At 70.3% G+C, this 11457-nt stretch carries 8 protein-coding genes; 3 read left to right on the top strand and 5 right to left on the bottom strand.

Translation table 11 applies throughout. From position 1 onward, the window contains the following. Positions 1-6 precede the first annotated feature (6 nt). Both ctaD and STRIP9103_RS02120 read left to right on the top strand, forming a co-directional pair. Positions 7-1719, top strand: coding sequence for an aa3-type cytochrome oxidase subunit I (ctaD, locus tag STRIP9103_RS02125; RefSeq protein ID WP_009296029.1), 1713 nt, complete (start codon positions 7-9; stop codon positions 1717-1719). Next, positions 1716-2090 (top strand): hypothetical protein, encoded by a 375-nt coding sequence (locus tag STRIP9103_RS02120; RefSeq protein WP_009295993.1) that lies wholly within the window; start codon positions 1716-1718, stop codon positions 2088-2090. Before ctaD ends, STRIP9103_RS02120 begins: the two co-directional genes overlap by 4 nt. Before the next feature lie 13 nt (positions 2091-2103). On the opposite strand, the gene STRIP9103_RS02115 is transcribed toward STRIP9103_RS02120, so the two are convergent. From STRIP9103_RS02115 to STRIP9103_RS02095, 5 genes are read right to left on the bottom strand one after another with little or no spacing between them, the layout of a single operon-like run. Further along, the gene (locus tag STRIP9103_RS02115; RefSeq protein WP_009296014.1) at positions 2104-2712 is read right to left on the bottom strand and encodes a sarcosine oxidase subunit gamma; all 609 of its coding nucleotides are present in this window, start codon (positions 2710-2712) and stop codon (positions 2104-2106) included. Further along, a complete protein-coding gene (locus STRIP9103_RS02110; protein WP_009296003.1) occupies positions 2705-5941 on the bottom strand; it encodes a sarcosine oxidase subunit alpha family protein in 3237 nt (1078 codons plus the stop codon). Before STRIP9103_RS02110 ends, STRIP9103_RS02115 begins: the two co-directional genes overlap by 8 nt. Positions 5942-5961: 20 nt before the next feature. Beyond that, entirely contained in the window at positions 5962-7194 is a 1233-nt protein-coding gene (locus STRIP9103_RS02105; RefSeq protein WP_009296002.1) for a sarcosine oxidase subunit beta family protein, read from the bottom strand. A gap of 49 nt (positions 7195-7243) precedes the next feature. Further along, a complete protein-coding gene (locus STRIP9103_RS02100) occupies positions 7244-8104 on the bottom strand; it encodes a bifunctional methylenetetrahydrofolate dehydrogenase/methenyltetrahydrofolate cyclohydrolase (RefSeq protein ID WP_009296009.1) in 861 nt (286 codons plus the stop codon). 30 nt (positions 8105-8134) lie between these two features. Beyond that, positions 8135-10573, bottom strand: coding sequence for a GcvT family protein (locus STRIP9103_RS02095; RefSeq protein ID WP_009296013.1), 2439 nt, complete (start codon positions 10571-10573; stop codon positions 8135-8137). 234 nt (positions 10574-10807) lie between these two features. Here STRIP9103_RS02095 and STRIP9103_RS02090 point away from each other — a divergent pair, with 234 nt between their 5' ends. Continuing rightward, positions 10808-11209: a hypothetical protein gene (locus STRIP9103_RS02090; RefSeq protein ID WP_009296023.1), complete on the top strand. Its 402-nt coding sequence runs from the start codon at positions 10808-10810 to the stop codon at positions 11207-11209. Positions 11210-11457: the final 248 nt, after the last annotated feature.

The raw sequence follows: 11457 nt of genomic DNA, 5'->3' as shown, positions 1-11457 counted from the left end.
GAACCCATGGCATCACATACCGAACCGGTTGCTCCGGTTCCGGCGGCGGAGCGCCGCAGCCGGGGCCAGGTGATCGTCACATGGCTGACGACCACCGACCACAAGAAGATCGGCCACCTCTATCTGATCACCTCGTTCTGTTTCTTCCTGGTGGGCGGGGTTCTGGCGATGGCGATCAGGGCCGAACTGGCCCGTCCCGGACTGCAGTTGCTGTCCAGCGAGCAGTACAACCAGGCGTTCACGATGCACGGCACGATCATGCTGCTGCTGTTCGCGACGCCGACGTTCGCCGGGTTCACCAACGCGATCATGCCGCTCCAGATCGGCGCCCCGGACGTGGCCTTCCCTCGTTTGAACATGCTCTCGTACTGGCTGTTTCTCTTCGGCGGCCTGATCGTGCTCGGCAGCTTCCTGACCCCCGAGGGCGGCGCGGACTTCGGTTGGACCGCCTACACCCCGCTCAGCGGTGGCGAGCGCACCACTCAGGTGGGTGGCGACCTGTGGGTCATGGGGCTGGCGTTCGCCGGATTCGGCACGATCCTCGGCGCGGTCAACTTCATCACCACCATCATCTGCATGCGTGCCCCCGGCATGACCATGTTCCGCATGCCGATCTTCACCTGGAACGTGCTGCTCACCTCGGTGCTGGTTCTGTTCGCCTTCCCCGTCCTCGCCGCCGCCCTGCTCGTCCTGGAAGCGGACCGGAAGTTCGGCGCGCAGGTCTTCGACCCCGAGAACGGCGGCGCGATCCTGTGGCAGCACCTCTTCTGGTTCTTCGGCCACCCCGAGGTCTACATCCTCGCCCTGCCGTTCTTCGGCGTGGTCACCGAGATCATCCCGGTGTTCTCCCGTAAACCGATCTTCGGCTACGCGGGTCTGATCGGCGCCACCATCGCCATCACCGGTCTGTCCGTGACGGTGTGGGCCCACCACATGTTCGCCACCCAAGCGGTGCTGCTGCCGTTCTTCTCCTTCATGAGTTTCCTGATCGCCGTGCCGACCGGGGTGAAGTTCTTCAACTGGATCGGCACGATGTGGAAGGGCTCACTGTCCTTCGAGCCACCGATGCTGTGGGCCACCGGATTCCTCGTCACATTTCTCTTCGGCGGCCTGACCGGCGTGCTGCTCGCCTCGCCGCCGATGGACTTCCACGTCACCGACACGTACTTCGTGGTCGCGCACTTCCACTACGTGCTCTTCGGCACGATCGTCTTCGCGATGTTCGGCGGATTCAGTTTCTGGTGGCCGAAGATGACCGGCACCATGCTCGACCACCGTCTGGAGAAGATCCACTTCTGGACCCTGTTCGTCGGCTTCCACACCACCTTCCTCGTCCAGCACTGGCTCGGCGCCGAAGGCATGCCCCGCCGCTACGCCGACTACCTGGCCGCCGACGGCTTCACCGCCCTCAACACCGTCTCCTCCATCGGCTCCTTCCTCCTCGGCCTGTCCACCCTGCCCTTCCTCTACAACGTCTGGAAGACCGCCCAGCGGGGCGAGCGGGTCGAGGTGGACGACCCCTGGGGCTACGGCCGCTCCCTGGAGTGGGCCACCTCGTGCCCGCCGCCCCGTCACAACTTCGTCACCCTGCCGCGCATCCGCTCCGAATCCCCCGCCTTCGATCTGCACCACCCGAGGCTGGCGAAAATCGAGTACCGGGAGCACGCCGGGAAACGGGACGTTCTGGACGCCGACAGCCACCGGGGCGAACCGCGGTGAGGGGCGACGGGCGGCACACCTCGCGCGACGACGGGACCAGCGCGCTGTGCGACACGATCGAGGGCTACCTTCTCGCCCACACCCACCGCGAGGAAGCACGCCGAGAGGCCGAGGAGCTCTGTGCGCGGATGCCCTGGCTGACCGCCGCCCAGGCGGAGGACGTCACACGCCACTACGTCCGTCAACGCATCGACCTCACCCGTCGGATGCTGCTGTCGACAGCCGAACGTGCCGCGGAGCTGCGCCAGGAGTACGAGGACCGTTACGCCGCTCTCCGGCACGACCTGCTCAGACGCCACAGCGCATGCGCCTCGGCCGTCCTCGCCTGCGCCGGAGGAGCCGGCACACTGGCGTACCTGCTCACCCGCTAGGGGCCTGCCACGGTCACAGGTATTCCGTTGCCGCGTCGAGCAGCCACTCCGTCAGGTGGTCGGCGAAGGAGGAGCGGACCAGTACCCAGAAACCGGACCTGGGACTGGGGTCGTCGCGGGCGACGAGGACGACCTGGGTGCGGGCCAGGGTGGTCTGGGCGCAGCGGCCGGGGGCGAAGGCGCGGGGGTGGAGGTCGAGGGAGCAGCCGTGGGACAGCAGGTCGCGGGCGCGGGGGCCCGCGACCAGGAGAGTGGTGCGTTGGGCGGAGACGTCGGTGACGGAGACGGGTTCGTCGCCGGCGGCCTCGCGGATACGGGCTTCCAGGTCCCGCTCGCCGCCGGGCGGGGCCACCAGCAGCCATTCGTCCGGGCCCAGCCACAGCGCCGTCAACCGGCCCGCGCGTACGAGGGTGTTCGGTTCCAGGGGCAGCGGGAGGTCCAGGGCCAGGCCCACGGCGTCGGCCGCCGGGCCCTTGGCATCGAGGCGGATGTTGATCTGGGTGAGGAAGGGCAGTTCGGCCAGGCGGATCGCGCCCCCCGAGGTGCGGGTCGCGGCGGCCAGGCGGTCGGCGGCGTGCGCCAGGGGGCTGCGGAGCGGGGCGGTCAGGGCGGTGTCAGCCATCGCGGCGGGCTCCCTCGGGGTCGTAGAGGACGGGGTTCGCGACGGTCACCGGAACCAGTCGGTCGCCCACGGGGGCGTAGAGGCGCTCGCCGATGCGGTCGCGGCCACCCTTGATCAGGGCGAGGGCGAAGGTCCGGCCGAGGGCGGCGCTGCGGTAGCTGGAGGTGACATGGCCCAGCATCGGCACCGGCGGAGCGGGCAGTTCGCTGTCGGCGACCAGGTGGGTGCCCTCGGGCAGGAAGTCGCCGGGGTCGTCCGGGAGCAGGCCCACCAGGTGTTTGCGGTCGGGGCGGGCGGTGTCGGCGCGGGCGAAGGAGCGCTTGCCGATGAAGTCGGGCTTCTTCTTCGACACCACCCAGTTCATGCCGAGGTCCTGGGGGGTGACGGTGCCGTCGGTGTCCTGGCCGATGATGGGATAGCCCTTCTCCGCGCGCAGGACGTGCATGGTCTCCGTGCCGTACGGGGTGATGCCGTACGGGGCCCCGGCCTCGTACAGCGCCTCCCACAGGGCGCGGGCCTGCCACGGGGAGACGTTGATCTCGTAGGCCAGTTCACCGGAGAAGCTGATCCGGCACACGCGCGCCTCGATGCCCGCGACCGTGGTCTCCCGCCAGGCCATGAAGGGGAAGTCGTCGTTCTCCACGGCCAGTCGGGGTGCGAGAGCGCCGAGGACGGCACGTGAGCGCGGGCCCACCAGGGCGACGGTGGCCCACTGCTCCGTCACCGACGTGCAGTGGACCTTCAGCTCCGGCCACTCCGTCTGCAGCCACTCCTCCATCCAGTCCAGGACCGTGGCCGCGTTGCCCGTCGTGGTGGTGACCAGGAAGCGGTCCTGGGCGAGGCGGATGACCGTGCCGTCGTCGAAGACCATGCCGTCCAGGCGGCACATCACGCCGTAGCGGATCATGCCGACCTTCAGGGTGCTCATCATGTTGGTGTAGAGCCGGTCGAGGAAGACGGCCGCGTCCGGGCCCTGTACGTCGATCTTGCCGAGGGTGGAGGCGTCCATGAAGGCCACGCTCTCGCGGGCCGCCCGGCATTCGCGCAGTACGGCGCTCTCCATGTCCTCGCCGTCCCGCGGGTAGTACCAGGGGCGCTGCCACTGGCCGACGTTCTCGAACAGGGCGCCGTGCTCGACGTGCCATGAGTGCAGGGCGGTCGTGCGGATCGGGTCGTGCAGCGCGCCCCGGTCACGGCCGGCGAGCGTGGCGAAGGAGACGGGGGTGTACGGGGGACGGAAGGTGGTCGTGCCGAGGGCGGAGATGTCCACGCCGAGGAGTTCGGCGACGACGCCGCCGGCCAGGACACCGGAGGTCTTGCCCTGGTCGTTGGCCGTACCGGCGGTGGTGTAGCGCTTGGTGTGCTCGACCGAGCGCATGCCGGCGCCGGTGGCCCGGGCCAGGTCGTCGACGGTGACGTCCCGTTGCAGGTCGACGAAACGGGGGGCGTCCGGAGCGCCGGGGACGGCGTACACGTGCATCGGGGGCGTCGGCCGCGGCTGGGCGGCGATCGCCGGGAGGCGGGGTGCCTCCGGGGTGTAGCCCTCCGCCTCCACGGCTCGGGCTCCGGCGGCGGCGCCCTGCGCCAGGACCGCGGCCGGGTCGAGGACGCCGTTCGCGCTGCCCACGACCTCGACCGCCTGGCGGCAGGTGTCGGGGACGAACGAGCCGAGCGCCTCGTCGTGGCGCAGTTTGCCGCCCGCCTGGCTGAACAGGTGTGCCGCCGGGTTCCAGCCGCCGGAGACCAGCAGCAGGTCGGCGGCGAACTCCCGCTGTCCCGCGGACTCTCCGTACGGGGCGACGGTCACGGCGGTGAGGCGGGCGTCGCCCTCCGTGGCGGTGACGGCGTGAGCGGGCAGCACCTCGATGCCGGCCGCCCTGGCGTGTTCCGCCCACTCCCCCGGGTCGGGGCGGGTGTCGACGATCGCCGCGACCTGTACCCCGGCCGAGTGCAGGTCCAGGGCAGCGGCGTAGGCGCTGTCGTTGGTGGTGAAGACCACCGCGTGGCGGCCCGGGAGGACGCCGTGGCGGTTGACGTACGTGCGGGCCGAGGCGGCGAGCATCACTCCGGGGCGGTCGTTGTCCGCGAAGGCGAGCGAGCGTTCGTGGGCGCCGGTGGCCAGGACGACGCGGCGGGCGCGGATGCGCCAGACGCGTTCGCGCGAGACCTTCTCGGGGGCGTGGGCGCCGAGGTGGTTGGTGCGGCGTTCCACGGCGAGGAGGTGGTTGTCGTCGTAGTAGCCGAAGACGGTGGTGCGGCGCAGGACGCGGACCTCGGGGGCGGTGTCGAGCTGTGCGGTGGTCTGCGCCAGCCAGTCGAGGTGTTCGGCCGTGTCCAGGAGGCTGCCGCCCGGTTCGGGTCGGTCGTCGGCGAGGATGACGCGGGCGCCGCTTCTCGCTGCCGCCGATGCGGCCGCGAGGCCCGCCGGGCCCGCGCCGACGATCAGCAGGTCGCAGTGGGCGTGTACGGCGTCGTAGCGGGCGGGGTCCGGTTCCGTGGCGAGGCGGCCCTGGCCGGGGAGGCTGCCGGCGACGAGGCCGTCGTAGAGCTCGACCGTGGTCGCCGGGAGCATCGGCTCGGGGAACGGGGCCTCGATCTGGATGACCGCGTTGGGTTCCTCGACGCCGGCCGAGAAGATGCCCCGGGGGCGGCCGAGTTTGATGCTGGTGCCGGATCGGATGACGCCGTTCGCCAAGAGGGCCGACGCGAGGGTGTCACCCCGGTAGCCCTGGTATTCCGTGCCGTCGAAGACGAAGGTGAGGGGTTCGTCGCGGTGGATTCGGCCTCGGGTGGGGTGGCGGAACGGTTGGGATGTGCCCCCGCCGCCCCTGCCCGTCCCGTCCTCCAGGGGCTCCGCGCCTTCGACTTCGGCGGGGGCTTCGCCCCCTGCACCGCCACGCGCCCCTTCTGGGGCTGCCTCCCCGGACCCCGCTGAGAACACCGGCCTCGACTCAACGGCCACCGGGCGCTCCTCCCCTGCCCGGTACACCGCCAACACCTCGTTCGTCGACGTGTCCCGTATCGCGTTGAACCAGCGGCGGCAGCCCGCCGCGTGGCTCCAGCGTTCGGCGAAGGGGCCCTTGGGGTTGTCGCGGAAGAAGAGGTAGCGGGCCCATTCCACGTCGGTGAGGGTGGACGGGTTCTCGGGGTAGGGCACGTGGGCCTGGCCGCCGTAGTGGAACTCGGCCTCGTCGCGGGGCCCGCACCACGGGCAGGGGATGAGCAGCATGGGTCGGCTCCCTAGTGGTCCTAGTGGGCCACCGCGGCCGCGCCGTGCTCGTCGACGAGCGCGCCGGTGGTGAAACGGTCGAGCGTGAACGGGGCGTTCAGCGGATGCGGTGCGTTGTGCGCGATGGTGTGGGCGTACACCCAGCCCACCCCGGGCGTGGCCTTGAAACCGCCCGTGCCCCAGCCGCAGTTGAGGTAGAGGTTGTCGACCGGGGTCAGGCCGATGATCGGTGAGGCGTCGGGGCTGACGTCGACGATGCCGCCCCAGGTGCGCAGCACATGCGCGCGGGCGAAGACCGGGAAGAGTTCCAGGGCCGCCGACATCTGTTGCTCGATGATGTGGAAGGCCCCGCGCTGGGTGTACGAGTTGTACGCGTCGATGCCCGCGCCCATCACCAACTCGCCCTTGTGCGCCTGGCTGACGTACACATGGACCGCGTTGGACATGACGACGGTCGGGTGCACCGGCTCCAGCAACTCCGACACCAGCGCCTGCAACGGGTGGCTCTGGAGCGGGAGTTCGATGCCCGCCATGGCGGCGAGGACCGAGGTGTGGCCCGCCGAGCACAGGGCCACCTTGCCCGCCGCCATCGGGCCGAGGGTGGTCTGGACCCCGACCACCCGGCCGTCGACCACATCCACTCCCGTGACCTCGCAGTTCTGGATGATGTCGATGCCCGCGGCGTCCGCGGAACGGGCGAAGCCCCAGGCGACGTGGTCGTGCTTGGCGATGCCCGCCCGGGGTTGATAGGTACCGCCCAGTACCGGATAACGCACCTCCGGTGAGATGTTGACGATCGGGCAGACCTCTTTGACCTGGGCGGCGTCCAGCCATTCCGCGTCCACGCCGTTCAGACGGTTCGCCTCGACGCGGCGCACGCTGTCGCGGACGTCCTGGAGGCTGTGTGCCAGGTTCAGCACGCCACGCTGGGAGAACAGGATCGGGTAGTCCAGCTCCTCCTCCAGGCCCTCCCACAGCTTGAGCGCGTGCTCATAGATGCCCGCGCTCTCGTCCCAGAGGTAGTTGGAGCGGATGATGGTGGTGTTGCGGGCCATGTTGCCGCCCGCCAGCCACCCCTTCTCCAGCACGGCCACGTTCGTGATGCCGTGGTTCTTCGCCAGGTAGTGGGCGGTGGCGAGGCCGTGACCGCCGCCGCCCACGACGATGACGTCGTACGAGCGCTTCGGCTCGGGTGTGCGCCACAGCCAGTCGGGGTGCTCGGGGAGTTCGGCTCCGGGGGTGCGGGGGCTCATCGGACGTCTCCGTCTGCTGAGAGGTGCGGGTGCTCGGGGAGTCGGGCGTTCATACGGCGTTCGCGTTCCTCTCCGCTGCCTCGACGACGTTGGCGAGGAGCATGGCGCGTGTCATGGGCCCCACGCCGCCGGGCATGGGCGCGAGCCATCCGGCGACCTGGGCGGCGTCCGGGTGCACGTCGCCGACGAGTCCCTGGTCGGTGCGGGTGATGCCGACGTCCAGGACCGCCGCGCCGGGGCGCAGCATGTCGGGGGTGATCAGTGCGGGCGAGCCGGCGGCGGCGATGACGATGTCCGCCTCGCGGACATGCCAGGCCAGGCCCTTGGTGCCGGTGTGGCACAGGGTGACGGTGGCGTTCTCCGAGCGGCGGGTCAGCAGCAGTCCGATGGGGCGTCCGACGGTGATGCCCCGGCCGATCACGCAGACGCGGGCTCCGGCGATCGGTACGTCATGGCGGCGGAGGAGTTCGACGATGCCGCGCGGGGTGCACGGCAGTGGGGCGTCGACGCCCAGGGCGAGCCGGCCCAGGTTCACCGGGTGCAGACCGTCGGCGTCCTTGGCCGGGTCCATGCGTTCCAGTACGGCGTTCGCGTCCAGGTGGCGCGGGAGGGGGAGTTGGACGATGTAGCCGGTGCAGGCCGGGTCGGCGTTGAGCTCGTCGATGACGTCCTCGACCTGCTGCTGGGTGGCGTCGGCGGGCAGGTCCCGACGGATCGAGGTGATGCCGACCTGCGCGCAGTCGCGGTGCTTGCCGGCGACGTAGGCGTGGCTGCCGGGGTCGTCGCCGACGAGGACCGTGCCCAGGCCCGGCGTACGTCCGCCGTCGGCGGTCAGCTTGGCGACTCGTTCCGTGAGTTCGCGGCGGATGGTTGCGGCGGTCGCCTTGCCGTCGAGCAGCTGTGCGGTCACCGGCGGTGTCCCTTCCCTCGGAGGCGGCCCCTAGCCACGCAGGCGGGACATGGTCGGGTCGAACAGGGGTTCCTCGGCGACGACCGCCTCGACGCGCTGGTCGAAGTAGCCGATGTGCACGGTGGTTCCGGGTGCGGTGAGCTCGGTCGGCAGCCAGGCGTACGCGATGCCCTTGCCGATGGTGTAGCCGTAGGCGGCACTGGTGACGTAGCCGACCGCGCGGTCGCCGTCGTAGACCGGTTCCTTGCCCATCACCACCGACCGTGGGTCGTCGATGGTGAGGCAGGTGAGCCTGCGCCGTACGTCGGCCTTGCGGCGCTCCAGCGCCTCCTTGCCGATGAAGTCGTCCTTGTCGAGCTTGACGGCGAAGCCGACGCCGGCCTCGTAGGGGTCGTGCTCGTAGGTCATGTCGGTGCCGAAGGAGCGGTAGCCCTTCTCCAGGCGGAGGCTGTTGAAGGCGCCGCGGCCGGCGACGATGCCACCGAGCGGTTGGGCGGCCTGCCACAGGGTGTCCCAGAGCTTCTGGCCCAGGTCGGCGGTGGTGTACAGCTCCCAGCCGAGTTCGCCGACGTACGACAGGCGCATCGCCGTCACCGGGACGGAGCCGATGTGGGCGCGCTTGGCGCGGAAGTACTTCAGGCCGTCGCCCGAGAAGTCCTCGTCCGTCAGGGGTTGGAGCACCTTGCGGGCGAGGGGTCCCCACAGACCGACGCAGCAGGTGCCGGGGGTGATGTCGCGGACCTGGACCGTGCCGTCGGCGGGGAGGTGGCGGGTGAACCAGTCGAGGTCCAGGTTGCCGTTGGCGCCGACCTGGAAGCGGTCGGGGGCGAGGCGGGCGACGGTGATGTCGCTGCGGATGCCGCCGTCGTGGTCCAGCAGCAGCGTGTACGTCACGGAGCCGACGGACTTGGCCACCTTGCCCGTGCACAGCCGCTCCAGGAAGGCCGCGGCGCCGGGGCCGCTCACCTCCAGCCGCTTCAGGGCCGTCATGTCGTACATCGCGACGGTCTCGCGGGTGATCTGCGCCTCCGCGCCGACGATGGGCGACCAGTACTGCGCCGCCCAGTCGCCCGGGGTGGGGACGGTACGGCCCTCGACCAGGCCCGCGTTGGCCTCGTACCACTGCGGGCGTTCCCAGCCGTTCGCCTCCAGGAAGAAGGCGCCCTGTTCCTGCTGGCGGGCGTGGAACGGGCTGGTGCGGATCGGGCGCGGCTTCCCCGACGGTTGCAGCGGATGCAGGATGTCGTAGACCTCGACGAAGTTCTGGCAGTCGCGGGCCAGGACGTACTCCGGGGTGAGCTGGTGCGGCTCGAAGCGGTTGACGTCGCACTCGTGCAGGTCGAAGGACGAGCAGTATCCGTCGACCAGCCATTCGGCCATGGCCCGGCCGACGCCCGCGGAGTGGGTGACCCAGACGGCCTCGGCGACCCAGAAGCCCTTGACGTCGGGGGACTCGCCGAGGAGCGGGAAGTTGTCGGTGGTGAAGGAGAACAGGCCGTTGATGCCCTCGTCGACCTTGGCCTCCTGCGTCGCGGGGAGCAGGGACTGGGTCTCGGTCCAGGCGTCGGCGAAGTCGTCCTCGGTGAACTTCAGGACCGAGGGCATCTCGTCCGCCTCGTCGACGGAGAGGATGTCGTCGGCGGAGATGGGCATCGGACGGTGGCCGTAGTAGCCGATGCCGATGCCGTCGAAGCGGTCGCGGTAGTAGAGGTCGGCGTCCTGGTGGCGCAGGATCGGGCGGACCGCTTCCTCGGTCTGGCCGGCGAGGGCCGGGATCGGGCCGGTCCAGGCGAGTTGGTGGGCGAGCGGGGTCAGCGGGAGGTTCATGCCCACCATGCGGGCGATTTTCGGGCCCCAGATGCCGGCGCAGCACACGACGATGTCGGCGGGGATCTCGCCCTGGTCGGTCAGGACGCCGGTGACGCGGCCGTCGGCCTGCTGGACGTCGAGGACTTCGTGGCGGGCGAGGAAGCGTACGCCGCGTTCGGTGGCCCGGCGGATCTGGGCCTCCACGGCGAGGACGGCCTTGGCCAGTCCGTCCGTGGGCACCAGGAGGCCGCCGAGGACCCTGTCGCGGTTGACCAGGGGGTGCTGCTCGACGCACTCGTCGGGGGTCAGCAGCCGGGCCTCGATGCCCCAGGCGGTGATCCAGCCGTGGCGGCGGTGCAGTTCGGTCAGGCGCTCGGGGGTGGTGGCCACTTCGAGGCCGCCGACCTGGAGGAAACAGGGCTTGCCGTCGACGTCGAGGGAGCAGAACTTCTCGACGGTGTAGCGGGCCAGCTCGGTCATCGTCTTGGAGGAGTTGGTCTGGAAGACCAGGCCCGGGGCGTGCGAGCTGGAGCCGCCGGTGGCCGGGAGCGGGCCTTGGTCGACCACGGTCACTTCGGTCCAGCCTCGTGCGGAGATCTCGTCCGCGAGAGCCGCGCCAACGACGCCCGCTCCGATGATGACCACTCGGGGTCCCGCCATCGCCGCACCTCCGGGTTGAAAACCAGTCCAGCCGGTCCAGTTGCTGTCTGCGCAACTTGATTCAGGTTGCGCAACTCAATGTGCCTGCCGTGCAGGTGGGTGTCAAGAGGTCCGGGACGTCGGAGAACGGGCCCGGAAAACAGTGGGAGGACAGGCCTGAGGACAGGCCGACGGACTGGCCTCGGGACACGCCGGAACAGGCCGGAACAGGCCGCCGGAACACGGCAATGCCCGGTGCTGGCCGACTGGGCGCGCCGATGGGAACGGGAGCTGGGCAGACCGCTGTCGCTGGGCGTCTTCGAGTCCAGCGGCCCGTTCGACGCCACCCGACTCGGCCGCACCCTGTCCTCCCACTTCCGCGACACCGACTGGGTCATCCACAGCCCCGACAAGCCCATGGCGTGGCGCACTCCCGTCTCACGGATCATCGAACTCGTCGACCAACAAGGCCAGACGTCACGGGTGTCGGCGGCGGCGGCCCGAAGCCGCCCGACCACGACCAGGACGACACCGGGGGTTCCGAACCCGTCACCGGGGACTGCGAACCCGGGTAACCCGGGCCTGGGGCAACAGGCCGGGCACATACGGCGTCCGGGGAACGAGCAGCAAGGGGGCAACAAGCCGAACCAGCGGTAAGGAGCGACTCATTCCGGATGATTTCGAAAGCGCTCTCCCTTACCTGCGGGTACATGTGACGATACGAGCCTGCCGGAACTTGAGATCTCAATTGAGGTCACGGTCGCAAAGGAACAGGACATGACCGCCCCTGTACCCTCGGTCCACTCAGCAGCGCTCCCCGTCCCACCAGCAATATCGGCGTCACCGGCCGCGTCGGCCGCCCCGAACCCGTCGGCCGCCCCGGGCCCCTCGGGCGCCCCGGCCTC

Origin of the sequence: Streptomyces ipomoeae 91-03 (assembly GCF_000317595.1) — a bacterium.
Classification (GTDB): domain Bacteria; phylum Actinomycetota; class Actinomycetes; order Streptomycetales; family Streptomycetaceae; genus Streptomyces; species Streptomyces ipomoeae.
The sequence above is the reverse complement of the archived record's forward strand: the minus strand, read 5'-3'. Positions and strand labels throughout refer to the sequence as shown.

Coding starts and splice junctions, on each gene's coding strand:
- STRIP9103_RS02105 (WP_009296002.1), bottom strand. CDS start 7,194: ATGAGCCCCCGCACCCCCGGAGCCGAACTCCCCGAGCACCCCGACTGG.
- STRIP9103_RS02110 (WP_009296003.1), bottom strand. CDS start 5,941: ATGCTGCTCATCCCCTGCCCGTGGTGCGGGCCCCGCGACGAGGCCGAG.
- ctaD (WP_009296029.1), top strand. CDS start 7: ATGGCATCACATACCGAACCGGTTGCTCCGGTTCCGGCGGCGGAGCGC.
- STRIP9103_RS02095 (WP_009296013.1), bottom strand. CDS start 10,573: ATGGCGGGACCCCGAGTGGTCATCATCGGAGCGGGCGTCGTTGGCGCG.
- STRIP9103_RS02115 (WP_009296014.1), bottom strand. CDS start 2,712: ATGGCTGACACCGCCCTGACCGCCCCGCTCCGCAGCCCCCTGGCGCAC.